Annotated in this window: 24 protein-coding genes; 20 read left to right on the top strand and 4 right to left on the bottom strand. The window is 74.1% G+C overall.

Annotated elements, in window-relative coordinates; all coding sequences use genetic code 11:
- Window positions 1–217: 217 nt before the first annotated feature.
- The 3 genes from ACFY15_RS23505 to ACFY15_RS23495 are packed head-to-tail and all read left to right on the top strand — an operon-like array spanning window position 218 to window position 3,183.
- Window positions 218–1,030, top strand: a complete 813-nt coding sequence (locus tag ACFY15_RS23505) for a hypothetical protein (protein WP_390689274.1) — start codon at window positions 218–220, stop codon at window positions 1,028–1,030.
- A complete protein-coding gene (mycP, locus tag ACFY15_RS23500) occupies window positions 1,027–2,430 on the top strand; it encodes a type VII secretion-associated serine protease mycosin (RefSeq protein WP_390826018.1) in 1,404 nt (467 codons plus the stop codon). The genes ACFY15_RS23505 and mycP overlap by 4 nt, the downstream gene beginning before the upstream one ends.
- 12 nt (window positions 2,431–2,442) lie before the next feature.
- On the top strand, window positions 2,443–3,183 hold the full coding sequence (locus tag ACFY15_RS23495) for an SseB family protein (RefSeq protein ID WP_390689272.1): 741 nt from the start codon (window positions 2,443–2,445) through the stop codon (window positions 3,181–3,183).
- A gap of 84 nt (window positions 3,184–3,267) precedes the next feature.
- Here ACFY15_RS23495 and ACFY15_RS23490 read toward each other — a convergent pair whose 3' ends face one another.
- Window positions 3,268–3,633 (bottom strand): DUF1844 domain-containing protein, encoded by a 366-nt coding sequence (locus ACFY15_RS23490; RefSeq protein WP_390689271.1) that lies wholly within the window; start codon window positions 3,631–3,633, stop codon window positions 3,268–3,270.
- Window positions 3,634–3,959: 326 nt separating this feature from the next.
- On the opposite strand from ACFY15_RS23490, the gene infC reads away from it, so the two are divergent.
- From infC to ACFY15_RS23445, 9 genes are all read left to right on the top strand, one after another.
- The gene (gene infC, locus ACFY15_RS23485) at window positions 3,960–4,676 is read left to right on the top strand and encodes a translation initiation factor IF-3 (protein WP_063838832.1); all 717 of its coding nucleotides are present in this window, start codon (window positions 3,960–3,962) and stop codon (window positions 4,674–4,676) included.
- Window positions 4,677–4,779: 103 nt separating this feature from the next.
- Entirely contained in the window at window positions 4,780–4,974 is a 195-nt protein-coding gene (gene rpmI, locus ACFY15_RS23480; protein ID WP_030387121.1) for a 50S ribosomal protein L35, read from the top strand.
- 101 nt (window positions 4,975–5,075) lie between these two features.
- On the top strand, window positions 5,076–5,462 hold the full coding sequence (gene rplT, locus ACFY15_RS23475) for a 50S ribosomal protein L20 (protein WP_007263143.1): 387 nt from the start codon (window positions 5,076–5,078) through the stop codon (window positions 5,460–5,462).
- Between the two features lie 132 nt (window positions 5,463–5,594).
- Entirely contained in the window at window positions 5,595–6,452 is an 858-nt protein-coding gene (locus ACFY15_RS23470; RefSeq protein WP_390689270.1) for a TrmH family RNA methyltransferase, read from the top strand.
- Window positions 6,453–6,507: 55 nt separating this feature from the next.
- Window positions 6,508–7,632 (top strand): ATP-binding protein, encoded by a 1,125-nt coding sequence (locus tag ACFY15_RS23465; RefSeq protein ID WP_390689269.1) that lies wholly within the window; start codon window positions 6,508–6,510, stop codon window positions 7,630–7,632.
- A gap of 160 nt (window positions 7,633–7,792) precedes the next feature.
- Window positions 7,793–8,920 (top strand): phenylalanine--tRNA ligase subunit alpha, encoded by a 1,128-nt coding sequence (gene pheS, locus ACFY15_RS23460; protein ID WP_390689268.1) that lies wholly within the window; start codon window positions 7,793–7,795, stop codon window positions 8,918–8,920.
- A complete protein-coding gene (gene pheT / locus ACFY15_RS23455) occupies window positions 8,920–11,448 on the top strand; it encodes a phenylalanine--tRNA ligase subunit beta (protein ID WP_390689267.1) in 2,529 nt (842 codons plus the stop codon). The genes pheS and pheT overlap by 1 nt, the downstream gene beginning before the upstream one ends.
- A 540-nt stretch (window positions 11,449–11,988) precedes the next feature.
- Window positions 11,989–13,326: a transcriptional regulator gene (locus tag ACFY15_RS23450; protein WP_390689266.1), complete on the top strand. Its 1,338-nt coding sequence runs from the start codon at window positions 11,989–11,991 to the stop codon at window positions 13,324–13,326.
- A gap of 53 nt (window positions 13,327–13,379) precedes the next feature.
- Window positions 13,380–13,916 (top strand): NUDIX hydrolase, encoded by a 537-nt coding sequence (locus tag ACFY15_RS23445; RefSeq protein ID WP_390689265.1) that lies wholly within the window; start codon window positions 13,380–13,382, stop codon window positions 13,914–13,916.
- A gap of 32 nt (window positions 13,917–13,948) precedes the next feature.
- On the opposite strand, the gene ACFY15_RS23440 is transcribed toward ACFY15_RS23445, so the two are convergent.
- Window positions 13,949–14,851 carry a 3-hydroxybutyryl-CoA dehydrogenase gene (locus tag ACFY15_RS23440; protein WP_366454344.1) on the bottom strand — a complete coding sequence of 301 codons (903 nt, stop codon included), beginning with the start codon at window positions 14,849–14,851 and terminating at the stop codon, window positions 13,949–13,951.
- Between the two features lie 155 nt (window positions 14,852–15,006).
- Here ACFY15_RS23440 and ACFY15_RS23435 point away from each other — a divergent pair, with 155 nt between their 5' ends.
- Window positions 15,007–16,278, top strand: coding sequence for a glycoside hydrolase family 10 protein (locus tag ACFY15_RS23435; RefSeq protein WP_390689264.1), 1,272 nt, complete (start codon window positions 15,007–15,009; stop codon window positions 16,276–16,278).
- Window positions 16,279–16,294: 16 nt separating this feature from the next.
- Here the strand turns inward: ACFY15_RS23435 and ACFY15_RS23430 are convergent, their stop codons facing one another.
- Together ACFY15_RS23430 and ACFY15_RS23425 are read right to left on the bottom strand one after the other, a co-directional pair.
- Window positions 16,295–16,519, bottom strand: coding sequence for a DUF1918 domain-containing protein (locus ACFY15_RS23430; protein ID WP_390689263.1), 225 nt, complete (start codon window positions 16,517–16,519; stop codon window positions 16,295–16,297).
- A 57-nt stretch (window positions 16,520–16,576) separates the two neighbouring features.
- Window positions 16,577–17,494 carry a DMT family transporter gene (locus ACFY15_RS23425; RefSeq protein WP_390689262.1) on the bottom strand — a complete coding sequence of 306 codons (918 nt, stop codon included), beginning with the start codon at window positions 17,492–17,494 and terminating at the stop codon, window positions 16,577–16,579.
- On the opposite strand from ACFY15_RS23425, the gene ACFY15_RS23420 reads away from it, so the two are divergent.
- The 7 genes from ACFY15_RS23420 to ACFY15_RS23390 all read left to right on the top strand — a co-directional run bounded on the left by ACFY15_RS23420 (window position 17,493) and on the right by ACFY15_RS23390 (window position 24,736).
- On the top strand, window positions 17,493–18,923 hold the full coding sequence (locus ACFY15_RS23420; RefSeq protein ID WP_390689261.1) for a PLP-dependent aminotransferase family protein: 1,431 nt from the start codon (window positions 17,493–17,495) through the stop codon (window positions 18,921–18,923). The two genes, ACFY15_RS23425 and ACFY15_RS23420, sit on opposite strands and share 2 nt — an antisense overlap.
- Window positions 18,924–18,997: 74 nt before the next feature.
- Window positions 18,998–19,762: an N-acetyltransferase gene (locus ACFY15_RS23415; RefSeq protein WP_390689260.1), complete on the top strand. Its 765-nt coding sequence runs from the start codon at window positions 18,998–19,000 to the stop codon at window positions 19,760–19,762.
- Window positions 19,763–19,843: 81 nt separating this feature from the next.
- Entirely contained in the window at window positions 19,844–20,374 is a 531-nt protein-coding gene (locus ACFY15_RS23410; RefSeq protein WP_390689259.1) for a GNAT family N-acetyltransferase, read from the top strand.
- 45 nt (window positions 20,375–20,419) lie between these two features.
- On the top strand, window positions 20,420–21,448 hold the full coding sequence (gene argC, locus ACFY15_RS23405; protein WP_390826017.1) for an N-acetyl-gamma-glutamyl-phosphate reductase: 1,029 nt from the start codon (window positions 20,420–20,422) through the stop codon (window positions 21,446–21,448).
- The gene (gene argJ, locus ACFY15_RS23400; protein ID WP_390689257.1) at window positions 21,445–22,617 is read left to right on the top strand and encodes a bifunctional glutamate N-acetyltransferase/amino-acid acetyltransferase ArgJ; all 1,173 of its coding nucleotides are present in this window, start codon (window positions 21,445–21,447) and stop codon (window positions 22,615–22,617) included. Before argC ends, argJ begins: the two co-directional genes overlap by 4 nt.
- On the top strand, window positions 22,614–23,549 hold the full coding sequence (gene argB / locus ACFY15_RS23395) for an acetylglutamate kinase (RefSeq protein ID WP_390689256.1): 936 nt from the start codon (window positions 22,614–22,616) through the stop codon (window positions 23,547–23,549). The genes argJ and argB overlap by 4 nt, the downstream gene beginning before the upstream one ends.
- The gene (locus tag ACFY15_RS23390) at window positions 23,546–24,736 is read left to right on the top strand and encodes an acetylornithine transaminase (protein WP_390689255.1); all 1,191 of its coding nucleotides are present in this window, start codon (window positions 23,546–23,548) and stop codon (window positions 24,734–24,736) included. The genes argB and ACFY15_RS23390 overlap by 4 nt, the downstream gene beginning before the upstream one ends.
- Window positions 24,737–24,739 lie beyond the last annotated feature (3 nt).

The following is a 24,739-nucleotide window of genomic DNA, read 5'->3' as shown; positions in this document are numbered from 1 at the left end:
GTGGCCGTACCGGTGCCGCCGCGTGGGGTCTTCTCCCTGCCCCGCCCTTCGCCCGTTCCTCCCCCGGCCGCCGCTGGGCGGCACCCAGCCCGGACGCCGGCGAGGCCGCGGCATCCCCGGCCACCCCGGGCCCCGCCGACCGCCCGGCCGGAGCAGCGGCGACGGCCCCGTAGAGTACGGGCAGGCAGCCGTACGGAACGGGGGGCGGAGCCGCCGGATGACCACGACCACACCACGGACCGAGGTCCTGGGCGACCCCGGGCAGCCCCCGCCCCCGCGCCGCCACCCCGGCCGGGTCGCCGCCGCCGTCACCTGCGCCCTGCTCGGCTCCGCCCTCCTCGCCGGAGGCGCCGCCACCACCTGGAGCCGTTACCGCGCCGACCACCGCCCGCTGCCGCCCGACGCCGCCTACCGCCAGGCCGCGTCCCTCTGGCACACCGCCCCCGTGGACGGCCTCCTGCCGCCCGTGGTCGAGGACCGCGAGGCCGGCCCCGGCGGCGCGAGCCGCACCTGGACCCGGATCGCCCTCGCCCCCGACGCCGACTGCGCCGCCGCCCTCCCCGCCGACTGGCGCGCCGCGCTCACCGCCACCGGCTGCACGCGCGTGCTCCGCGCCACCTACACGGACTCCACCCGCAGCACCCTGATCACCGTCGGCCTGGTCTTCACCCCGGCCGACGCCCGGGCCATGGACGGCCTGCGCGGCCGCCTCCCCGCCCCGCCCGCCTACGAGTACGCCGACTCCCGCCGCGCCGCCTGGACGGCCGGCGTCGTCGCCGAGGCCCCCGCCGTCGTCTACACCGTCTCCGCCTTCGCCGACGGCCGCGCCATGGACGCCCCCGTCCCGGCGGAGGACGCGGCCCGCCCCGGAGCCACCGGCACCGTCGCCGAAGCGGGCCTGGGCCACGAGGCCAAGGCCCTGGCGGTCCGCGTCGAACGCGCCCTCGGCGCCCTCGCCGCGCCCCCCGGCACCGACACCACCGCACGGGCCGCCGCCGCACGGCAGCCGCGCCAGGAGCCCCTCCGATGAACCGCACCACCCGGCCGACCCCGCTTTCCGCACCGGAGCCGGCGTCCGAACCGACCCCGCCCACGCCGTCGGAGCCGCCCCCGGCCATCGCGCACGCCGCACAGCCGGATCCGGCCCTGGCGACCGTTCCCGCGACCTCCCCGGGTCCGGCCGCGACCCCGCGGCCGCGCCCGGCGCAGGCCGCGGCCGCCGCCCCGCGCAGGACCCTCCGCGCCGCCGGGGCCGTCGGGGCGCTGGCCGCGCTGTTCGTGGCCGTCGCCGTCCCGCCCGCGGCCGCCGACACCATCCGCGACCGCCAGTGGGGCCTGCTGGCCCTGCGCGCGGAGGAGGCCTGGGGCATCACCCAGGGCGACGGGATCACCGTCGCCGTCCTCGACACCGGCGTCGACGCCACCCACCCGGACCTCGACGGCCAGGTCCTGGAGGGCACCGACCTCGTCGGCATGGGCGCCGGCCGCGGCGACCGCGCCTGGGCCCGCCACGGCACGGCGATGGCGAGCATCATCGCGGGCCACGGACACGGCCCCGACCGCGGCCAGGGCGTCCTCGGCATCGCCCCGCACGCCCGGATCCTCCCGGTCCGGGTGATCCTCGAAGAGGGCGACCCGGGGCGCGCCAAGGCACGCGACAGCAAGTCCGGGGCCCTCGCCGAAGGAATCCGCTGGGCCGCCGACCACGGCGCCGACGTGATCAACCTGTCGCTCGGCGACGACAGCGACTCCGCCCACCACGAACCCGCCGAGGACGAGGCCGTCCAGTACGCCCTCGGCAAGGGCGTGGTCGTCGTCGCCTCCGCGGGCAACGGCGGGGAGCGCGGCGACCACACCTCCTACCCCGCCGCCTACCCCGGGGTCATCGCGGTCGCCGCCGTCGACCGACAGGGCCGCAGGGCCCCCTTCTCCACCCGCCACTGGTACGCCACCGTCAGCGCCCCCGGCGTCGACGTGGTCATCGCCGACCCGGACCGGGCCTACTACGAGGGCTGGGGCACCAGCGCCGCCGCCGCCTTCGTCTCCGGAGCCGTGGCGCTCGTCAAGGCCGCGCACCCCGGCCTGTCCCCGGCGCAGGTCAAGAAGCTGCTGGAGGACACCGCCACCGCCCGCCCGGCCGGCGGCCGCGACGACGCCCGGGGCCACGGCACCGTGGACCCGGTCGCCGCCCTCCAGGCCGCCGGCGCGCTGCGCCCCGAGGCCCCGGCCCCCGCCGCCGTCCCGGCCGGGCGGCGGTTCTTCGGCTCCGGCCCCGACCCGGTCCGCGCGGTCGGGCGGCAACCCCGGGCGACCGCCCCGGCGGCCGCCGCCGGGGGAGCGGCGCTGCTGGTGCTGGCCGCCGTACTGGCCCGGCGGCCGCGCGCCGCACGGCGGGACGCCGGGGAACCGTCCTTCCCCCCGGCGGGATAGGGTCGGTCCATTGTGGCGACCAAGAACATTCCAGACCCCGGATACTCCGACGACGACGGCACCGCCGACCCCCGGCTGAGCGCGGCCCTGGCCGCCTGGGCCGAGGACCGGGCGAACGAGCCGCAGCTGCTGGCGGCCCTGAAGGGCGCCCGCCTGCTGGTGCCCGTCGTGGCGGTGCTCGGCGAGGTCGAGACCGACCCCGAGACCGGCCTGAAGCGCGAGAAGACCAGCGACATGGCCGTCCCCACCCTGACGGCGGGGAACCGCCGGGCGCTGCCCGCCTTCACCTCCATCGCCTCGCTGGCGCTGTGGGACCCGGCGGCCCGCCCGGTGGCGGTCCCGCTGCACCAGGCCCTGGCCGCCGCCGCGCACGAGAAGGCCGACACGGTCGTCCTCGACCTCGCCGGCCCCGTCCCGTACCAGCTGACCGGCCCCGCGCTGCTCGCGCTGGCCGAGGGGCGCACGGACGCCGATCCGCTGGCCGACCCCGCCGTGCGCGAGGCGGTACGGGCCGCGGTGGCCGCCGAGCCGGCCGTGCTCCGCGCCCACCTGGGCCCGGGCGGGGCCGCCGCCGACGGCACCCTCGCCATCGTGCTGTCCGAGGGCGCGCCGGTCGGCCCCGCCGCCCGGCGGGTGGCCGAGGCCCTCGCGGGGGACGAGACCCTGCGCGGGCGCCTCGTGCGCGGCCTGGACCTGGCGCTCCTCCCGGCCGACGCCCCGGTCCCGCCCGGCGAGCCGCTCTTCTCGCGCTGAGGAGCCCGCACACACGCCGAGGGGCCGCCCGCGACAGATCGCGGGCGGCCCCTCGGCGTACGAAACGGAATCCGGGGGACGGGATCAGGCGTAGACGGGGCCCGTGAACTTCTCGCCCGGGCCCTGGCCCGGCTCGTCCGGGACGAGGGAGGCCTCGCGGAAGGCCAGCTGGAGCGACTTCAGGCCGTCGCGCAGCGGGGCCGCGTGGAAGGAGCTGATCTCGGTGGCACTGGCACTGACCAGGCCGGCCAGGGCGGTGATCAGCTTGCGGGCCTCGTCGAGGTCCTTGTGTTCGGAGTCCGGCTTGTCCAGGCCCAGGTTGACCGCCGCGGCGCTCAGCAGGTGGACGGCCACCGTGGTGATGACCTCGACGGCCGGGACGTCCGCGATGTCGCGGGTCATCTCGTCGTAGTCGGGAGTGTTGGAATCGGAGGGCGTCGCGTCAGTCATGCGCTCCACGATAGGTCGTGCGGCGGCCTTGCCACGCGTGGGGTAGTATGTACATCGACCGGCCGGACACCTGCGTGCCCGGCCCACAAGTGGAGGCTCCGATCTCCCACCCGACCACCCTCCGGGGCGGCGGGTCCTCCGGTCAGGCGGTATCCATCGTTCCGTACGGACGATGGAAGGCCGCCGAGTTGCGCCCCGCGGTTCGCACGCGGCGGTGCTCCGGTTGTTTTGGAGCCCCTGCCTGTGCCCGGCGGGGCATTTTTCATTCTCCGCCGCGGTTGAGGTCTGACGACACATAGACGTCAGCGGTTGTCTGCCAGACAGCCGTGTGGTGCTACCGAGGAGGATCCATCAGCACCGAGCCCCGCATCAACGATCGGATTCGCGTCCCTGAGGTGCGACTCGTCGGTCCCAGCGGCGAACAGGTGGGCATTGTTCCGCTTGCGAAGGCGCTTGAGCTCGCGCAGGAGTACGACCTGGACCTGGTTGAGGTCGCGGCTTCCGCTCGCCCGCCGGTCTGCAAGCTCATGGACTACGGCAAGTTCAAGTACGAGTCGGCCATGAAGGCCCGTGAGGCGCGCAAGAACCAGGCGCACACGGTCATCAAGGAGATGAAGCTCCGGCCGAAGATCGACCCGCACGACTATGACACCAAGAAGGGTCACGTCGTTCGGTTCCTCAAGCAGGGCGACAAGGTCAAGATCACGATCATGTTCCGTGGTCGCGAGCAGTCCCGGCCGGAGCTCGGCTACCGACTGCTGCAGCGTCTCGCTTCGGACGTCGAGGACCTCGGCTTCATCGAGTCGAACCCGAAGCAGGACGGCCGGAACATGATCATGGTTCTCGGTCCGCACAAGAAGAAGACCGAGGCCATGGCCGAAGCCCGCGAGGCGCAGGCCGCCCGCAAGGCCGAGCGCCAGGGTGTCGCCGCCGCCGGCGAGGAGGCCCCCTCCGAGGAGGCCGCCCCGGTCGAGGCGGAGACCACCGAGGTCGTCTCTGACGAGGCCGCCGAGGCCGAGGCCGAGGCGAACCCCGAGGCCTGATTCCGAGGCAAGCCCGTCTCGGATCACCCACACAACATGACGCTCCCGCCAGCCGGTCCGCGAGGACCGGTGGGAGCGCCACCGACGAGGAGATAACGGCGCTATGCCGAAGAACAAGACGCACAGCGGTTCCAAGAAGCGCTTCAAGATCACCGGCTCCGGCAAGGTGCTCCGTGAGCGCGCCGGCAAGCGCCACCTGCTCGAGCACAAGTCGTCCCGTGTCACCCGCCGCCTGACCGGCACCGCGGAGATGGCCCCCGGCGACGCCGCGAAGATCAAGAAGCTTCTCGGCAAGTGACGTCCTTCCGCCCCTCTGCGGGGGCGGGACGTCAAGACCGGGACCCCATCGAATTCGGGCCGTGTGAAGACAACCACGGCCCCGCTACAAGGAGTTAAAAAGTGGCACGCGTCAAGCGGGCAGTAAACGCCCACAAGAAGCGCCGGGCGATCCTCGAGGCGGCCTCCGGCTACCGCGGTCAGCGTTCGCGCCTGTACCGCAAGGCCAAGGAGCAGGTCACCCACTCGCTGGTCTACAACTTCAACGACCGCAAGAAGCGCAAGGGCGACTTCCGTCAGCTGTGGATCCAGCGCATCAACGCCGCTGCCCGCCAGAACGGCATGACGTACAACCGCCTCATCCAGGGTCTGAAGGCCGCCAACATCGAGGTGGACCGCAAGATCCTGGCCGAGCTGGCCGTCAACGACGCCAACGCGTTCGCCGCGCTCGTCGAGGTCGCGCAGAAGGCCCTCCCGGCCGACGTGAACGCGCCCAAGGCCGCCGCGTAAGGCATTCGCCGGCCCGATCCGGGGCCGGCACCCACGGACCCGCAGGCGCTCGCCTGCGGGTCCGTGTGCGTTCGCCCCGCCCCGCACGGCCGCAGCCGCGCACCGGACCACCCGAGAGAGAACCTGAGACCCATGCCCACCCCCGCCGAGCTGATCTCCCCCCGATCCCCGCGGGTGGCCGCCGCACGGCGGCTGGCGCGGCGCAACTTCCGCACGAAGGAGCGCCGGTTCCTCGCCGAGGGCCCCCAGGCGGTCCGCGAGGCGGTCGAGCACCGCGGGTCCCAGGGCGCGACCCTGATCGAGCTGTTCGCCACCGTCGAGGCCGCCGAGCGCTACGCCGACATCGTCGAGGCCGCCCTGCTGGGCGGGGCGCGCGTGCACTACGCCTCCGACGAGGTCCTCGCCGAGGTCTCGCAGACCGTCACCCCGCAGGGCCTCGTCGGCGTCTGCCACTTCCTGGACTCCCCCTTCGAGGAGATCCTCAGGACCGGGCCCAGGCTGGTCGCCGTCCTCGCCCACGTCCGCGACCCCGGGAACGCCGGCACCGTCCTGCGCTGCGCGGACGCCGCGGGCGCCGACGCGGTGGTGCTGACCGACGCCTCCGTCGACCTCTACAACCCCAAGTCCGTCCGCGCCTCCGTGGGCTCCCTCTTCCACCTCCCGGTGGCCGTCGGCGTCCCCGTCGAGCAGGCCGTGGCGGGGCTGCGGGCGGCCGGCGTGCGGATCCTCGCGGCCGACGGGGCCGGGCAGGACGACCTCGACGCCGAGCTGGACGCCGGCACCATGGGTGGTCCCTCGGCCTGGGTCTTCGGCAACGAGGCCTGGGGCCTGCCCGAGGAGACCCGGGCGCTCGCGGACGCCGTGGTGCGGGTCCCGATCCACGGCAAGGCCGAGAGCCTGAACCTCGCCACCGCCGCCGCCGTGTGCCTCTACGCGTCCGCGCGTGCACAGCGGGCGCCCGGAGGGTGCCGCTCCGTGACCCCCAGCTAGTAATGTGACCGTCCGGGGGCCCACTGCGCTACCCGGAGATGTGGGGTACGGGGACATGACCGTCGGCACGAACAGCTCGCCGGTGACCGAGGTGGCCGCGGGGCCGGGCGCGGAACGGTTCCGGGACACTCCCGGAGGGGTCTTCGCCGTCGACCCCGACGAGCTCCCCGACGGGCTCGTCGTCGCGGACCACAGCGGGCACGTCGTCTGCTTCAACCGGGCCGCCTCCCGGATCACCGCCATCGCGGCCGGCGAGGCCCTCGGCGCCCGCATCGAGCGGGCGCTCCCGCTGGAGGACCTCGAAGGCCGCCGCTGGTGGGCACTGACCGACCCGTACGGCGGCCTCGCCACGCGGCGCGGTCAGCCCGAGCGCAACCTGCTGCTCCCCGGAGGCCGCGAGGTTCTGGTCTCCGCCCGGTACGTGCGCACCCATCCCACCGGCCCGCTGAGCCGCCTCGTGGTCACCCTGCGCGGCACCGAGGCCCGCCGCCGCACCGAGCGCAGCCACGCCGAGCTGATCGCGACTGTCGCGCACGAGCTGCGCTCCCCGCTGACCTCGGTCAAGGGGTTCACGGCGACCCTGCTCGCCAAGTGGGAGCGGTTCACCGACGACCAGAAGCGGCTGATGCTGGAGACCGTCGACGCCGACGCCAACCGCGTCACCCGCCTGATCGCGGAGCTCCTCGACATCTCCCGCATCGACTCCGGCCGCCTGGAGGTGCGTCGCCAGCCCGTGGACATCGCCGCGGCCGTCGGCCGGCACGTCCAGGCCCTCACCGCGAACGGCCAGGCCCCCGACCGGTTCCTCGTGCGCGTCAGCCGCCCGCTGCCCGACCTGTGGGCCGACCCGGACAAGATCGACCAGATCCTGGGCAACCTCCTCGAAAATGCGGTGCGGCACGGCGACGGAACGGTCACCATCGACGTAGCGCCGTACGAGAAGGGAACAGCCGTCACCGTGACCGACGAAGGCCCCGGGATCCCCGAGGAGTCGATGGGCCGCGTCTTCACCCGCTTCTGGCGGGGGAGCAAGCGCGGCGGCACCGGCCTGGGCCTGTACATCGTCAAGGGCATCGTGGAGGCCCACGGCGGCACCATCACCGTCGGGCGCGGGCCCGGCGGCGGCGCGGAGTTCCGATTTATGCTGCCCGTGAGCGCGCCGGCCTACCTCACCCAGTAACCCTGCGGAGAGTCTCGCCAGGCGGCCCACGGGCTTCCTCACCCCCGGCGGCCCTTAGACTCGTCCTTTGGCACCCTTGTGTCCTTGTGCCGATCACGCCGATCGAGTCGTGCGAGTCGTGCGGGGACCCACCAGCCAGCCATCGGAAGTACGGGAAGAGATGTCGGCACCGAACAAGTCGTACGACCCTGTCGAGGTCGAGGCACTGAAACCGGAAGAGATCGAGCGCATGCGGGACGAGGCGCTCGCCGCCTTCGCGTCCGCCGGCGACCTCGACGAGCTCCGCGAGGCGAAGACCGCGCACATGGGCGACCGCTCGCCCCTCGCGCTCGCCAACCGCGAGATCGGCGCCCTGCCGCCCCAGGCCAAGGCCGAGGCGGGCAAGCGCGTCGGACAGGCCCGCGGCGCCGTGAACAAGGCCTTCGGGGCCCGCACGGTCGCCCTGGAGGCCGAGCGCGACGAACGGGTGCTGGTCGAGGAGGCGGTGGACGTCACGCTGCCCTACGACCGTGTGCCCGCCGGCGCCCGCCACCCGCTGACGACGCTGATGGACCGCATCGCGGACATCTTCGTCGGCATGGGCTACGAGGTCGCGGAAGGCCCCGAGGTCGAGGCGGAGTGGTTCAACTTCGACGCCCTCAACTTCACGCCCGACCACCCGGCCCGCCAGATGCAGGACACCTTCTTCGTCCGGGGCCCCGAGGGCACCCAGGGCGACGAGTCCGGCGTCGTGCTGCGCACCCACACCTCCCCGGTGCAGGCGCGCTCGCTGCTGGAGCGCAAGCCCCCCGTCTACGTCGTCTGCCCGGGCCGCGTGTACCGCACCGACGAGCTCGACGCCACGCACACCCCGGTCTTCCACCAGGTCGAGCTCCTGGCCGTCGACGAGGGCCTGACCATGGCCGACCTCAAGGGCACCATCGACCACATGGTCAAGGAGCTCTTCGGGGAGCAGACCACCACGCGCCTGCGCCCGCACTTCTTCCCGTTCACCGAGCCGTCCGCCGAGATGGACATGCAGTGCTACGTCTGCCGCGGCGCGTCGGTGGGCAACCCCGACCGCCCCTGCCGTACCTGCTCCAGCGAGGGCTGGATCGAGCTCGGCGGCTGCGGCATGGTCAACCCCAAGGTGCTCGTCGCCTGCGGTGTGGACCCCGAGAAGTACAGCGGCTTCGCCTTCGGGTTCGGCATCGAGCGGATGCTGATGTTCCGCCACAACGTTGAAGACATGCGAGACATGGTCGAGGGTGACGTGCGCTTCACCCGGCCGTTCGGGAGTGAGATCTGATGCGCGTCCCGCTTTCCTGGCTGCGGGAGTACGTCGACCTCCCCGCGGGTGAGACCGGCCGCGACGTGGCCGCCAAGCTCGTCGACGCCGGCCTCGAGGTCGAGACCGTCGAGACGCTCGGCGCCGGCCTCAAGGGCCCCCTCGTCGTCGGCCAGGTGCTGACCATCGAGGAGCTCGAGGGCTTCCGCAAGCCCATCCGCTTCTGCACGGTCGACGTCGGCACCGCCAACGGCACCGGCGAGCCGCAGGAGATCGTCTGCGGCGCCCGCAACTTCTCCGTCGGCGACAAGGTCGTCGTGGTCCTGCCTGGCGCCGTCCTGCCCGGCGACTTCGCGATCGCCTCGCGCAAGACGTACGGCAAGACCTCCCACGGCATGATCTGCTCCGGCGAGGAGCTGGGCATGGGCGACGACGGCACGCACGGCATCATCGTGCTGCCGCCGGAGTACGAGCCCGGCACCGACGCGATCGAGCTGCTCCAGCTCGTCGACGAGGTCCTCGACATCGACATCACCCCGGACCGCGGCTACTGCATGTCGATGCGCGGTGTGGCCCGCGAGGCCGCCACCGCGTACGGCCTGCCGCTGCGCGACCCGGCGCTGCTCGACGTCCCCGCGCCGAACTCGTACGGCTACGCGGTGAAGATCTCCGATCCGCAGGGCTGCGACCGCTTCACCGCCCGCACGGTGACCGGCCTCGACCCCGAGGCGCGCTCCCCGATCTGGCTCACCCGCCGCCTCCAGAAGGCCGGCATGCGCCCGATCTCGCTCGCCGTCGACATCACCAACTACGTGATGCTCGAACTGGGCCAGCCGCTGCACGCCTACGACCGCTCCCGCCTCGACGGCGAGATCGGCGTCCGCCGTGCCGAGCAGGGCGAGAAGTTCACCACCCTCGACGGGGTCAAGCGGACCCTCGACGCCGAGGACCTGGTGATCACCGACAACAGCGGCCCGATCGGGCTCGCCGGTGTCATGGGTGGCGCCGACACCGAGATCGCGGACTCCGTCACCGACCCGGAGACCGGCGTCGTCACGGGCACCACCGGCGTGGTCATCGAAGCCGCGCACTTCGACCCCGTGTCGATCTCGCGCACCGCCCGCCGCCTGAAGCTGTCCTCCGAGGCCTCCAAGCGCTTCGAGCGCGGCGTCGACCCGATGGCCGCCGCCGCGGCCGCCCAGCGCACCGTGGACCTCCTCGTGCTGCTCGCCGGCGGCACCGCCGAGGCCGGGGTCACCGAGCTCGTCGCCCCGGGTGCCCCGCGCACCATCGCGATGCGCGCCGACCACCCGGACCGGGTCGCGGGCATGGAGTACGGCCGCGAGACCGTCGTGCGCCGCCTCCAGGAGATCGGCTGCGACGTCTACGGCCAGGACGAGCTCGTCGTCACCGTCCCCTCGTGGCGGCCCGACCTCGCCGCGCCCAACGACCTCGCCGAGGAGGTCATCCGCCTGGAGGGCTACGGGAACCTCCCCTCCACCCTCCCGCAGGTGCCCTCCGGACGCGGCCTCACCCCGCGCCAGCAGCTGCACCGCCGCGTCGGCCGCGCCCTGGCCGGCGCCGGCTACGTCGAGGCGCTGAGCTACCCGTTCATCGGTGAGGGCGTCTTCGACCAGCTCCAGTTGCCCGCGGACGACGCGAGCCGCCGGGTGGTCAAGCTGGTCAACCCGCTCTCCGACGAGGAGCCGGCGCTGCGCACCACGCTGCTGCCGGGCCTGCTCGGCGCGCTGCGCCGCAACGACAGCCGCGGCAGCCACGACCTGGCCCTCTTCGAGACCGGCTCGGTCTTCCGGGCCGGCGAGCAGCCCGGTGCCGCCGTACGGCTGCCGGTCGACCGCCGTCCCACGGACGAGGAGATCGCCACCCTGGACGCGGCCCTGCCCGCGCAGCCGCGCCACGCCGCGGTCGTGCTGGCCGGCGCCCGCGAGCAGGCCGGCTGGTGGGGCAAGGGCCGTCCGGCCGACTGGGCCGACGCGGTCCAGGCCGCCCGCGCGCTGGCCGTCGAGGCCGGCGCCGAGCTGGTCGTCCGCCAGGGCCAGTACGGGCCGTGGCACCCCGGCCGCTGCGCCGAGCTGGTCGTCACCCTCGACGGCGTCGAGACGGTCATCGGCCACGCCGGCGAGCTGCACCCGCGCGTGGTCAAGGCCCTCGGCCTGCCGGCGCGCACCAGCGCCATGGAGCTCGACCTCGACCGTCTCGCGGCGGCCGGCGGCGAGGCCCTCCAGGCGCCCCGGATCTCCACCTTCCCGGTGGCGACCCAGGACGTCGCGCTGATCGTCGACGCGTCCGTCCCGGCCGCGGCCGTGGAGGCCGCGCTGCGCCAGGGCGCCGGCGAACTCCTCGAATCGCTGCGGCTGTTCGACGTGTTCACCGGTGAGCAGGTCGGCGAGGGCAAGAAGTCCCTCGCGTACGCCCTGCGCTTCCGCGCGCCCGACCGCACCCTGACCGCCGAGGAGTCCACGGCCGCGCGCGACGCGGCGGTGGCCCTCGCCGGCGAGCGGACCGGGGCGGTGCTGCGCGGCGCCTGACCCGCCGTGAGCAGAACCCGCTGAGGGGCCCGTCCGGACCACCGGACGGGCCCCTCTGGCATGCCGGGCGGGGGTTCACTCGTCCGGGTGGGAGTGCGGCCGGCTCCGCCCCGGGGACCGGAGCCGCCCGGCCGGGGGGAGTGGAACGGCCCGGGCGGATTTGTGTCACCGGTACTGCCGTTCCGCACCGGGCCGGTGGACGGACCCGGTGCGGAACCGGCCGGCTCGGGCGGGGGGCCCGGCGACCAACCGGGTGGCCCCCGCGGAGCGTGGTGCGCCGCCCGCCCGCCATGGAGTGTCGGGCAGACAGCAGGGCGGGCGGCGCGGTGCCGGGTCGTCGCACTGTACGAGGGGGAGCCGACGACCGGGCGGCCTCCTTGGCGAGGCTCTTCAGTGAACCGCGCCACGGCCTCCTCGCGGCAGGGTGCGCATCGCATTTATGCGCGTTCGTGTTTCACACCCCGTGTGAATTGGACGCACCGCACCCCGCGCGCACCGCTCAGCCACTAGCCTGGAGCCGACGAGCCCTTGGAGGGGCCCATGCAGCCCAACGCCCTGCTCGACGCCCTCCTCGCCGAGGCGGGCATGTCACACGCCGGACTCGCCGCGCACGTCAACCAGGCGGGACGGTCCCGCGGACTCGCGCTGCGCTACGAACACACCGCGGTCTCACGCTGGTTGAAGGGGCAGCGCCCCCGGGGCCAGGTGCCCGACCTCATCTGCGAGGTGCTGGGCGGACGCCTGCACCGCCCCGTGGGCCTCGACGACATCGGCCTCGGCGTCCCCGGCGGGCAGACCCCTCACGCCACCCGGCTCAGCGGCTTCGTGGACCGGGCCGCCGCCCTGTGGCGCTCCGACGAACTGGGCCGGCCCGCGCAGCTCACCGCGCAGGCCCTCACCGGAACACCCGCCGTCATCCCCGTGTGGGAGTGGGAGAACCCGCCCGAGGACGCCGACGTGTCCCGGTCGGGCACGCACCGGATCGGCCCCGAGCACATCGAGACCCTGCGGGCGGCGCGGGCCCACTACGAGCTGATGTACCGCCGGGCCGGCGGGATGGCCACCCGGGCCCGGATCGTCCGCTTCCTCGGCAGCGAGACCGCCCCGATGCTGCGTGGCAGTTACCCCGACGACCTCGGCCGCCGGCTGTACCGCGCCACCGGGTCGCTGGTGGCCGTGGCGGGCATCTGCGCGTACGACTCCGACGCGCACGGCCTCGCCCAGCGCTACTTCCACCAGGCCCTGCGCCTCGCCAAGGCCAGCGGGGACCGGGGGCTCGGGGCGTACGTGATCGCCCTGCTGGTCAACCAGTCCCTGCACCTGCGGGACTTCCGCCAGGCGGTGGCCTTCGCGGAGGCCGCGCTGCGGGCCGCCGGCAGCCGGATCACGCCGGCGCTGGCCGCCGACCTGTACGCGATGCAGGCCAAGGCCTACGCCCAACTCGGGGACACCGCGGCCGCCCTGGCCTGCATCCGGCGCGCGGAGGCCGCCGCCGAGCGGATCCGGCCCGGCACCGAGCCCGCCGAGACGGGTTACGTCCAGCCCGGCCTGGTCAACGTCCAGGTGGCGGAGGCGCTGCTGAGCCTGGGGGACCTGGACGGCGCGCACGAGCAGGCGGCCGAGGCCGTCGGCACCCCGGCGCACGACCGGGGGCGGGTGCACCGGCTGGCCATGCTGTGCGAGATCCAGCTGCGCCAGGGGGAAGCGGACCGTGCGGCGTCCTCGGCGGCCGAAATGGCCGAACGGGCCCGGGGGATGGAGTCGCTGCGGCTGCGCGACCGGCTGCGCACGGTCCGGGCAGCCCTGCTGACCAGCGGCTGCGCCGGTGCGCAGGAGACCGCCGACCTCATCGACGGGGCGCTGCGCGTTCCCCTGTGACGGTCCGAGCTGCTGCCATGTTGCCACCCTACGAACCGGAAGGTGGCACGACCGTGCAGTGGACGAACCTGAGTGAGCAGACCGTGTACAGGAACCGCTGGTTCGACGTGAACCTCGCGGACGTGGAACTCCCCGACGGCCGGCACCTGGACCACTTCGTCATCCGGCTGCGGCCGGTCGCCGTGGCCACGGCCGTCAACGAGGCCGACGAGGTGCTGCTGTTGTGGCGGCACCGGTTCATCACGGACAGCTGGGGCTGGGAGCTGCCCGCCGGGGTGGTCGAGGACGGGGAGTCCCTGGAGGCGGCGGCCGCCCGGGAGATGGAGGAGGAGTCGGGCTGGCGGCCCGGCCCGCTCCACCACCTGATGACCGTCGAGCCCTCCAACGGGCTGACGGACGCCCGCCACCACCTCTACTGGGCGGACGGGGCCACCCTCATCGGCGAACCGGAGGACGGCTTCGAGTCCTCGCGCCGTGAGTGGGTGCCGCTGAAGCTCGTACCGGACATGATCGGGCGCGGGGAGATCCCGGCCGCCAACATGGCGGCCGGGCTCCTCCTGCTGCACCACCTCCGGCTGGGCCGGCCGTAGCGGGCCGCCCCGGCGGGCCGCCCGGGGGAGGGTCAGCCGTACGGGTAGAAACCCGAGCCCGTCTTGCGGCCCAGGCGGCCCGCGTCGACCATCCGCTGGAGCAGCGGGGGAGCGGCGTACAGCGGCTCCTTGTACTCGGCGTACATCGAGTCGGCGATGGACGCGATGGTGTCCAGGCCGATCAGGTCGGACAGCTTCAGCGGGCCCATGGGGTGGGCGCAGCCCAGCTCCATGCCGTTGTCGATGTCCTCGCGGCTCGCGATGCCGGACTCGAACATCCGGATCGCCGACAGCAGGTACGGGACGAGGAGGGCGTTGACCACGAAGCCGGACCGGTCCTGGGCGCGGACGGCGTGCTTGCCGAGCACGTCCCGCACCAGGGCCTCGGACCGCTTGACGGTCTCCTCGCCCGTCGTCAGCGCCGGAATCAGCTCGACGAGCCGCTGCACGGGGGCCGGGTTGAAGAAGTGGATGCCGATGACCTGGTCCGGCCGCGAGGTCGCGACGGCCAGCTTGACCAGCGGGATCGAGGAGGTGTTCGACGCCAGGATCGCGTCCGGGCGGGTGATCACCTGGTCCAGGACCTGGAAGATCTCCGTCTTGACCTGCTCGTTCTCGACGACGGCCTCGATGACGAGGTCGCGGTCGGCGAACTCGCCGAGGTCGGTGGTGAAGGTGAGGCGGGCCAGGGTGGCGTCCCGCTCCTCCTCGCTGATCTTGCCGCGTTCGGCGGCCTTGGTCAGCGAGTTGTGCAGCCGGGTGCGCCCGATCTCCAGGGCCTCCCCGGTGGTCTCGGCGACCTTCACCTCCAGACCGCTGCGGGCGCACACCTCGGCGATGCCCGCGCCCATCTGGCCACAGCCCACCACGCCGACCTTGGTGATGTCGGTCGCAAGGGTAGAGAGGTCCGTCACATCGTGCCTTTCGCTGCTCATCCATCGCGGGTCCCCCGTTGTTCTGCAGTGGTAACTGCACCCCGGCGCCCGCCACGCCCCCCGACGTTACTCCCGTCCTTCCCGCCGGTGACGGGGCGGGGCGGGCATGCTGGGCGTTCGCGAAGTGTTGTCACGGAGTGGAACGGAGTCGTCACATGACGTACATCGGACGGCGGGGGCTGCTGGCGGGAGCGGCGGGGGCGCTGGCCGCGGCGGCGGGCGCGGGCCCGGCGGGGGCGGCCCCCGGCCCGGCGCGGGCGCCGCGGCCGGGCGGCGGGGGCGGGGGAGCGGGCCGGGCGGCGGCCCGGGAGTTCCGGGGGATGTGGATCGCGACCGTACAGAACGTGGACTGGCCCTCCGCGTCCGGGCTGTCCGCCAGGGAGCAGCGCGCGGAGCTGACCGCGCTCCTGGACACCGCCGTCCGGCGCCGGCTGAACGCCGTGGTCCTCCAGGTCCGGCCGGCCGCCGACTCGTTCTGGCCCTCGGCGCGCGAGCCGTGGTCGCAGTGGCTGACCGGAACGCAGGGCAAGGACCCGGGCTGGGACCCGCTGGGCACGGCGGTCGCCGAGGCGCACGCCCGCGGGCTGGAGCTGCACGCCTGGTTCAACCCGTACCGGGTGGCCAACCACACCGACCCGTCCAGGCTGGCCGCCGCGCACCCGGCCCGCCGCAATCCCGGCTGGGTCGTCCCGTACGGCGGCAAGCTCTACTACAACCCCGGGCTGCCGCAGGTGCGGACGTTCGTGCAGGAGGCGATGCTCGACGCCGTCTCCCGCTACCCGGTCGACGGGGTGCACTGGGACGACTACTTCTACCCGTACCCGGTGGAGGGGGAGTACTTCGACGACGACGAGGCCTACGCCGACTACGGGGCCTCCTTCGGCACCCGCGCCGCCTGGCGCCGCCACAACACCGACACCCTGGTGTCGGAGATGGCGCAGCGGCTGCGCCAGGTCCGCCCGTCGGCGCGGTTCGGGGTCAGCCCCTTCGCGGTGTGGCGCAACCAGGAGACCGACCCGCTCGGCTCGCCGACCCGGGCGGGTGTGCAGACGTACGACGATCTGTACGCGGACACCCGCAAGTGGGTCGCCGAGGGGTGGATCGACTACATCGTGCCGCAGGCGTACTGGCAGCTCGGCCACCCGCAGGCCGACTACGCGGCGATCGTGCCCTGGTGGGCGCGGACGGTCGCCGGGACGGGCGTGGACCTCTATGTCGGCGAGGCGCTGTACCGCTGCGACGCCCACAGCTCGACGCCCGCCTGGCGCGATCCGGCGGAGCTGTCGAAGCACCTGGCCTTCGCCAAGCGGTACGCGGAGGTCCGCGGCCACGTCTACTTCTCGGCGAAGCAGGTGGTCGCGGACCCCAACGGAGCCATGGCCCGGGTCGTCGCCGACCACTACCAGGCGGTGGCGGCGCCGCGCTGATCCCGTGTCAGGCCGGTCAGTGCCAGGTGGTGGCGGTGGTGGACTTCCCCTCGGGCCTGTCCGGGTGGCGTACCACGCAGTCGGGACCGGGGGACATCACGGCGTCGTGCCCGTCCGGGAAGTGCACCCGGTACGGGGGCGCGCCGTTCTCGCCCAGCACCTCGACGATCTCGCCCACCCTGTCGTGCTGGCCCACAACCCTGCCGTGCTGCACCAGCTGGTCGCCCTCGGTCGCTCGCATCTGCTGACCTCCTCGGAACAGGTCGATCCGGTGCCAGTAGTTTAGGCCGATCCGGGGCTATTTGACCCGTTGAGTCACAGTGATGCAGACCAGGACCGCCCCGGCGGCCAGCGGGGTCGCCGGGGACAGGTGCTCGCCCAGCAGGGCCACCGACCAGACCAGGGTGAGCAGCGGCTGGGCGAGCTGGAGCTGGCTGGCGCGCGGGGCGCCGATCGCGGCCATGCCGCGGTACCAGACGTAGAGCCCGAGGAAGGTCGAGCCGACCGCCGCCCACAGCAGGCCGGCCGCTCCGTGCCAGGTCAGGTGTACCGGCTCGGCCGCGAGCCCGAGTGCGGTGCCGGCCAGCGCGAGCGGCAGGCACAGCACCAGGGCCCAGCCGATCACCTGCCAGCCCGGCATCAGCCGGGCCAGGCGGCCGCCCTCGGTGTAGCCGGCCGCGCAGACCAGGAGCGCCCCGAACAGGTAGGCGTCCCCGGCGGAGGGGGCGCCGCCGCTCTGGGCGAGGGTGAAGGCGAGGACCACCAGGGCCCCGGCGACGGCCGCCGCCCAGAAGGCCCGCGGGGGCCGGGTGCCGGTGCGCAGGGCCGACAGGGCGGCCGTGGTCAGCGGGAGCAGGCCCACCACGACGGCGGCGTGCGAGGTGGTGGAGGTCTGCAGGGCGAGCGTGGTCAGCAGCGGGAAGCCCACGACCACTCCGCCGGCGACGACGGCCAGCCCCGGCCAGTGCTTCCGGGCCGGGAGCGGCACCCGCCCGGCGAGCAGGAAGCCGCCCGCGACGACGGCGGCCAGGACGCTGCGCAGGGCCACGAACGACCACGGGCCGAAGCTCTCCAGGCCCCAGGCGGTGGCGGGGAAGGTTAGCGAGAAGGCCACCACACCGAGGAGGGCGAGGGCGGTACCGCTGCGGGCGGCGCTGCGGCCCCCCACCTGGACTGCTATCGGGGTCGGACGAGTAGCGCTATTCTGTGCTGTCATGTACGAGCGTAGCAGTGTGGCGGAACTGGCGGAATCCCTGCGGTCCGAGCTCGACCGCTACCCGGTGGGTGGAAAGCTGCCGTCCAGCCGGGCCCTGGTCGAGCGTTACCGCGTCAGCCCCGTCACCGTCTCCCGGGCCCTCGCCCAGCTCGCGGCCGAGGGGCTCGTGGTCACCCGCCCCGGCGCCGGCGTGTACCGCGCCCACCCCCGTACGGCCGGCCCCCCGCCCGGGGACACCTCCTGGCAGGAGGTCGCCCTGAGCGCCGAGGGCGCCGGTGAGGTGGTCCCGCGCTCGGTGGACGCCTCCGGGGTGCTGGTCTCGCTGGCGCAGCCGCCGCCGGGGGTCATCGAGCTCAACGGCGGCTACCTGCACCCCTCGCTCCAGCCCGAGCGGGCCATGGCCGCCGCCCTGGCCCGGGCCGGACGCCGGCCCGGGGCCTGGGGACGGCCGCCGATGGAGGGGCTGCCCGAGCTGCGCGACTGGTTCGCCCGGGAGATCGGGGGCGCGGTGGGGGCACTGGGCGCCGCCGACGTGATGGTCACCGCGGGCGGGCAGAGCGCCCTCACCACCGCCCTGCGGGCGCTCGCCCCGCCCGGTGCGCCCGTACTGGTGGAGTCGCCCACCTACCCCGGACTGCTGGCCATCGCCCGCGCCTCGGGCTGCCGGCCGGTGCCCGTCCCGGTGGACGCCGACGGGGTCCGGCCGGAGCTGCTGGCCACCGCCTTCGAGGCCACGGGCGCGCGGGTCTTCGTGTGCCAGCCGCTGTTCCAGAACCCCACCGGGGCGGTGCTCTCCGCCGAACGGCGCCCCGAGGTGCTGCGGATCGCCCGGGCCGCCGGTGCCTTCGTGGTCGAGGACGACTACGCCCGCAACCTCGCCCACGAGGACGCGGGCCCGCTGCCCGCGACCCTGGCCGCCGAGGATGCCGACGGGATCGTCGTCCACGTCCGCTCCCTGACCAAGGCCACCTCTCCCAGCCTGCGCGTCGGCGCGCTCGCCGCCCGCGGCCCGGTCCTGGACCGGCTGCGCGCCATCCAGGTCGTGGACAGTTTCTTCGTGCCCCGGCCGCTCCAGGAGGCCGCCCTGGAACTGGTCGGCGCCCCCGCCTGGCCCCGCCACCTGCGGGCCGTCGCCGCCGAACTGCGCCACCGCCGCGAGGTGCTCGCGGGCGCCCTGCGGCGGGAGCTGCCCGGGGCGGAGGTGCCGCACCTGCCGCGCGGGGGCTACCAGCTGTGGGTGCGCCCGGCGGGCGGCGGCAGCGACGCGGAGTTCGCGGCGGCGGCCCTGCGCGCCGGGGTCGCGGTCGCCCCGGGCCGCCCGTACTTCTGCGCCGAGCCCCCTGCCGCGTACGTCCGGATGAGCTTCGCCGGGGTCTCGGGGCCGGGGGAGCTGGTGGAGGCCGTCCAGCGGCTGCGCGGCGGGCTGTGACCGGGCCGTCTTCGCGCGGGGCGCGGCCCAAACCCCGTTGAGGCGGGGGGAGGTTCCTGCCTAGCCTGCCCCCCATGACCGAGATCGAGATCACCTCCCTCGCCCGCCGCCCCGAACTGGCCGGCCGGCTGTGGGACATGGAGGACTCCTGGCCGGAGTTCGCCCAGCACGACTCCGTGGCCTGGCTGCTCTACCCGCGCCTGGTCGCGGAGTTCCCGGAGTACGTGTTCATCGCCACCGACGGCGACGAGGTGGTGGCCCGGGCCTTCAGCGTGCCCTTCGCGCTGCACGCCGCCGACCGCGGCGGGGTGCTGCCCGCCCAGGGCTGGGACCGGGTCCTGATGTGGGCCTTCTCCGACCAGCGGCGCGGGGTCCGGCCGGACACGGTCAGCGCCCTGGAGATCTCCGTCGCCGTCGGCCGGCAGGGGCAGGGCCTCTCCGGGCGGATGCTGGCCGCGATGCGCGAGGGCGCCCGGGCCGCCGGGTTCACGGAGGTCGTGGCCCCGGTCCGGCCCAGCGGCAAGCCCGCCGAGCCCGAGACCCCGATGTCCGAGTACGCGTACCGCACCCGCGAGGACGGCCTCCCCTGCGACCCGTGGCTGCGGGTCCACGTGCGGGCGGGGGCCGTGATCGACTCCGTGGCCCCGCTGTCGATGACCGTCACCGGCTCCCTCGCCCAGTGGCGGGAGTGGACTGGGCTGCCCTTCGACGAGGCCGGCCAGGTCCGCGTCCCGGGCGCGCTGAGCCCCGTCCGCTGCGAGCCGGAGCACGACTACGCCGTCTACGTCGAGCCCAACGTCTGGGTCCGCCACCCCCTGGAGCCGGCGCCCGCGGCCTGAGCCGCACCACCCGGCCTGCCCGGTCGGTCTGCCGTGGCGGGAAACCGCCCGGCCCGTCAGGGGTCCCGCTGGGTTGCCGCCATGATCGAGATTCGTGGTGCGGGCGCGGCCGACGGCGACGCGCTCGGCGAGATCCACGCCGCCGCCTGGGGAGCCGCGTACGGCCCCTTCTTCTCCCCGGACTTCGCCGCCGCGGGCGTCGCCGACCGGCGCGCCCGCTGGCACGGCCGGGTCGCGGACGGCCCCGGGACCGTCCTGCTGGCCCTCGCCGACGGCCGGCCCGTGGCCCTGTCCTGGTACCGGCCCTCGGACACCCGGCCCCCCGGTACCGCGGAGATCCTCAGCTTCTACGCCCACCCCGACGGCTGGGGCACCGGCGTCGCCGCCGCCCTGATGGCCGGGACGCTCGAACGGCTGCGCGCGGACGGCTTCACCGCCGCGCACCTGTGGACCCTGCGTGACACCCCCCGTTCCCGCCGCTTCTACGCCAAGTCCGGCTTCACCGCGAGCGGGGCCTCGCGCCCCTGCGACTTCGGCGACGGCCGCCCCCTTGAACAGGTCGAATACGAGAGGGACTGTGGAGGTGCCGGACCCCGGGAGGGCTTTGCATAAAACTGCATAGGTACGTATAGTCATGCCATCGAGGAGGAGGGTCCGATGGTGGTACGTGTAGCGGTGGCCGGAGCGAGCGGGTACGCGGGCGGCGAGGTCCTGCGCCTGCTGCTCTCCCACCCCGAGGTGGAGATCGGCGCGCTGACCGGACACTCCAACGCCGGCCAGCTCCTCGGCGCCCTGCAGCCCCACCTGGTGCCGCTCGCGGGCCGGACCCTGGAGCCCACCACGGCCGAGGTCCTCGCCGGCCACGACGTCGTCTTCCTCGCACTGCCGCACGGGCAGTCCGCCGCCGTCGCGGCCCAGCTCGGCGACGAGGTGCTCGTCGTCGACATGGGCGCCGACCACCGGCTCAAGGACTCCGCCGACTGGGACCGCTTCTACGGCGCCCCGCACGCCGGGACCTGGCCCTACGGCCTCCCCGAGCTCCCGGGCGCCCGGGCGGTCCTCGCCGGCACCCGGCGCATCGCCGTGCCGGGCTGCTTCCCCACCGCCGTCTCGCTCGCGCTCTGCCCCGCCTACCAGGCGCGGCTCGCCGAGCCCGAGGCCGTGGTCGTCGCCGCCACCGGCACCTCCGGCGCGGGCAAGGCCCTCAAGCCGCACCTGCTGGGGTCCGAGGTCATGGGCACCGTGACCCCCTACGGCGTCGGCGGCGTCCACCGCCACACCCCCGAGATGGTGCAGAACCTCTCCCCGCTCGCGGGCGAGCGGGTCTCCGTCTCCTTCACCCCGAACCTCGTGCCCATGCCGCGCGGCATCCTCGCCACCTGCTCGGCCAGGGCCCGCCCCGGCACCACCGCGGAATCGCTGCGCGCCGCCTACGAGAAGGCGTACGCGGACGAGACCTTCGTCCAGCTGCTCCCCGAGGGCGTCTGGCCCACCACGAAGGCGGTGTACGGCTCGAACTCCGTCCACCTCCAGGTCGCCTACGACGAGTCGGCCCAGCGGGTCGTCGCCATCAGCGCGATCGACAACCTGACCAAGGGCACCGCCGGCGGCGCGGTGCAGAGCATGAACATCGCCCTCGGCCTCCCCGAGGCGACGGGACTTTCCACGATCGGAGTCGCACCGTGAGCGTCACGGCAGCACAGGGATTCACGGCGGCGGGCATCGCCGCCGGGATCAAGGCGAACGGCAACCCCGACCTGGCCCTCGTGGTCAACAACGGGCCGCGACTGGCCGCCGCCGGCGTCTTCACCTCCAACCGCGTCAAGGCCGCGCCGGTCCGCTGGTCCGAGCAGGTCCTGCGCGGCGGCGCGGTCAGCGCGGTCGTCCTCAACTCCGGCGGCGCCAACGCCTGCACCGGCCCCAAGGGCTTCCAGGACACCCACGCCACCGCCGAGAAGGTCGCGGCCACCCTCAACGAGCACGGTCTCGGCGGCGAGCACAACGCCGGCGAGATCGCCGTCGCCTCCACCGGCCTGATCGGCGTCCTGCTCCCCATGGACAAGCTGCTGCCGGGCATCGAGACGGCCGCGGCGGCCCTCTCCGCCGACGGCGGCGAGGCCGCGGCCATCGCCATCAAGACCACCGACACCGTGCACAAGACGGCCACCGTCACCCGGGAGGGCTGGACCGTCGGCGGCATGGCCAAGGGCGCGGGCATGCTCGCCCCGGGCCTGGCCACCATGCTCGTCGTCCTCACCACCGACGCCGACCTGGACGGCGCCACCCTGGACAAGGCGCTGCGCGACGCCACCCGCACCACCTTCGACCGGGTCGACTCCGACGGCTGCATGTCCACCAACGACACCGTGCTGCTGCTCGCCTCCGGCGCCTCCGGGCAGGTCCCGGCGTACGAGGACTTCGCAGGGGCCGTCCGGACCGTCTGCGACGACCTGGCCCGCCAGCTCATCGGCGACGCCGAGGGCGCCAGCAAGGACATCCGCATCGAGGTCGTCGGGGCGGCCTCCGAGGACGACGCGGTCGAGGTCGGCCGGTCCATCGCCCGCAACAACCTGCTCAAGTGCGCCATCCACGGCGAGGACCCGAACTGGGGCCGGGTGCTCTCCGCCATCGGCACCACGAAGGCGGCCTTCGACCCGGACCGCCTCCACGTCGCCATCAACGGCGTCTGGGTCTGCCGCAACGGCTCGGTCGGCGAGGACCGCGAGCTGGTCTCGATGAAGGGGCGCGAGGTGCACATCACCGCCGACCTGTCGAGCGGCACCGAGTCGGCCGTCATCTGGGCCAACGACCTGACGGCCGAGTACGTCCACGAGAACAGCGCGTACTCGTCGTGAGCGCCGCGAGGAAGCACACCGCGCTGCCCAAGGCGGAGATCCTCATCGAGGCCCTGCCCTGGCTCACCCGCCACAACGGCAAGATCGTCGTCATCAAGTTCGGCGGCAACGCCATGGTCGACGAGGAGCTGAAGGCGGCCTTCGCCCAGGACGTGGTCTTCCTGCGCCAGGCCGGCCTCAAGCCGGTCGTGGTCCACGGCGGCGGCCCGCAGATCAAGGCCCAGCTCGACAAGGAAGGCCTGGTCAGCGAGTTCAAGGCCGGCCTGCGCGTCACCACGCCCGAGGCGATGGACATCGTGCGCATGGTGCTGGCCGGGCAGGTCCAGCGCGAACTGGTCGGGCTGCTCAACCAGCACGGCCCGCTCGCCGTCGGCCTGACCGGTGAGGACGCCCACACCATCACCGCCACCCGGCACAGACCGGAGATCGAGGGCGAGCTCGTCGACATCGGCCGGGTCGGGGAGATCACCTCCATCGACACCGGCGCGATCGAGGCACTCCTCGCGGACGGCCGGATCCCGGTCGTCTCCTCCATCGCCCGCAGCGCCGACGACGGCCACGTCTACAACATCAACGCCGACACCGCGGCCGCCGCCCTGGCCGCCGCGCTCGGCGCCGAGACGCTGATGGTCCTCACCGACGTCGAGGGCCTCTACGCGGACTGGCCCCACAGCGACGAGGTCATCAGCCGGCTCACGGTCGGCGAGCTGGAGAAGCTGCTGCCCGAGCTGTCCAGCGGCATGGTGCCCAAGATGGAGGGCTGCCTGCACGCCGTACGGGGCGGCGTCCCCACGGCCCGCGTCCTCGACGGACGCGTCCAGCACTCGATCCTGCTGGAGATCTTCACCGACCAGGGCATCGGCACCATGGTGGTGCCCGATCCGCGGCCCGCGAGGCAAGAGCCCGACGCACGGCAAGGGGGAGCGCAGTGACGCACAACGAGGAGTACGCCGCCCGCTGGAAGGGCGCGCTCACCGACAACTACGGCACCCCGGCCGTGGCCCTGGTGCGCGGCGAGGGGGCCCAGGTCTGGGACGCCGACGGCGCGCAGTACACCGACTACGTCGGCGGCATCGCGGTCAACGCCCTCGGCCACGCCCACCCGGCGATCGTCGAGGCCGTCACCACGCAGGTGAAGACCCTCGGCCATGTTTCCAACCTCTTCTCCTCCGAGCCGGTCGTCGCCCTCGGCGAACGGCTGCTCCAGCTGTTCGGCCGCGAGGGCCGGGTCTTCTTCTGCAACTCCGGCACAGAGGCGGTCGAGGCCGTCTTCAAGATCGGTCGGCTCACCGGCCGGACCCGCATGGTCGCCACCGACGGCGGCTTCCACGGCCGCACCATGGGCGCGCTCGCGCTCACCGGCCAGCCGAAGAAGCAGGCCCCGTTCCTCCCGCTGCCCGGCGACGTCACCCACGTCCCCTACGGCGACGTCGAGGCCCTGCGGGCCGCCGTCACCGAGGAGACCGCGCTCGTCCTCATCGAGCCGATCCAGGGCGAGAACGGCGTCGTCGTCCCGCCCGCCGGCTACCTGACGGCCGCCCGTGAGATCACCCGGGCCACCGGGACCCTGCTCGCCCTCGACGAGGTCCAGACCGGCATCGGCCGCTGCGGCACCTGGTTCGAGTACCAGCAGCACGAGGGTGTCGAGCCCGACCTGGTCACCCTCGCCAAGGGCCTCGGCGGCGGCCTGCCCATCGGCGCCGTCGCCGCCTTCGGCCCGACGGCCGGTCTCCTCCGGCCGGGCCAGCACGGCACCACCTTCGGCGGGAACCCGGTCGCCTGCGCCGCCGGCCTCGCGGTGATCGACACCATCGCCACCGGCGGCCTGCTCGACCGGGTCAAGGCCCGGGGCGAGCGGCTGCGCTCCGGAATCGAAGCCTCCGGTCACCGGCTGGTCTCCCACGTCCGCGGCTCGGGCCTGTTGCTGGGTATCGTGCTGACGGAGCCCCTTGCACCGCAGGTGCAGCTGGCGGCTCAGCAGGCCGGATTCCTGGTCAACGCGCCCGCCCCCGACGTCGTACGGCTGATGCCCCCGTTCGTCATCACCGAGGCCGAGGTCGACGCGTTCGTCCGGGCACTTCCCGGCATCCTCGACGAAGCGGGACGATCCGGAGAATGAGAC

Source organism: Streptomyces sp. NPDC001373 (assembly GCF_042895815.1).
Classification (GTDB): domain Bacteria; phylum Actinomycetota; class Actinomycetes; order Streptomycetales; family Streptomycetaceae; genus Streptomyces.
Note: the sequence above shows the minus strand (reverse complement) of the source record. Positions and strands in the feature narration are given on the sequence as shown.

Bases quoted from the DNA above. Each gene is read 5' to 3' on its own strand.
- ACFY15_RS23505 (WP_390689274.1), top strand. From the start codon at position 218: ATGACCACGACCACACCACGGACCGAGGTCCTGGGCGACCCCGGGCAG.
- mycP (WP_390826018.1), top strand. From the start codon at position 1,027: ATGAACCGCACCACCCGGCCGACCCCGCTTTCCGCACCGGAGCCGGCG.
- ACFY15_RS23490 (WP_390689271.1), bottom strand. From the start codon at position 3,633: ATGACTGACGCGACGCCCTCCGATTCCAACACTCCCGACTACGACGAG.
- rpmI (WP_030387121.1), top strand. From the start codon at position 4,780: ATGCCGAAGAACAAGACGCACAGCGGTTCCAAGAAGCGCTTCAAGATC.
- ACFY15_RS23470 (WP_390689270.1), top strand. From the start codon at position 5,595: ATGCCCACCCCCGCCGAGCTGATCTCCCCCCGATCCCCGCGGGTGGCC.
- ACFY15_RS23465 (WP_390689269.1), top strand. From the start codon at position 6,508: ATGACCGTCGGCACGAACAGCTCGCCGGTGACCGAGGTGGCCGCGGGG.
- pheS (WP_390689268.1), top strand. From the start codon at position 7,793: ATGTCGGCACCGAACAAGTCGTACGACCCTGTCGAGGTCGAGGCACTG.
- pheT (WP_390689267.1), top strand. From the start codon at position 8,920: ATGCGCGTCCCGCTTTCCTGGCTGCGGGAGTACGTCGACCTCCCCGCG.
- ACFY15_RS23450 (WP_390689266.1), top strand. From the start codon at position 11,989: ATGCAGCCCAACGCCCTGCTCGACGCCCTCCTCGCCGAGGCGGGCATG.
- ACFY15_RS23440 (WP_366454344.1), bottom strand. From the start codon at position 14,851: ATGAGCAGCGAAAGGCACGATGTGACGGACCTCTCTACCCTTGCGACC.
- ACFY15_RS23435 (WP_390689264.1), top strand. From the start codon at position 15,007: ATGACGTACATCGGACGGCGGGGGCTGCTGGCGGGAGCGGCGGGGGCG.
- ACFY15_RS23430 (WP_390689263.1), bottom strand. From the start codon at position 16,519: ATGCGAGCGACCGAGGGCGACCAGCTGGTGCAGCACGGCAGGGTTGTG.
- ACFY15_RS23420 (WP_390689261.1), top strand. From the start codon at position 17,493: ATGTACGAGCGTAGCAGTGTGGCGGAACTGGCGGAATCCCTGCGGTCC.
- ACFY15_RS23425 (WP_390689262.1), bottom strand. From the start codon at position 17,494: ATGACAGCACAGAATAGCGCTACTCGTCCGACCCCGATAGCAGTCCAG.
- ACFY15_RS23415 (WP_390689260.1), top strand. From the start codon at position 18,998: ATGACCGAGATCGAGATCACCTCCCTCGCCCGCCGCCCCGAACTGGCC.
- ACFY15_RS23410 (WP_390689259.1), top strand. From the start codon at position 19,844: ATGATCGAGATTCGTGGTGCGGGCGCGGCCGACGGCGACGCGCTCGGC.
- argC (WP_390826017.1), top strand. From the start codon at position 20,420: ATGGTGGTACGTGTAGCGGTGGCCGGAGCGAGCGGGTACGCGGGCGGC.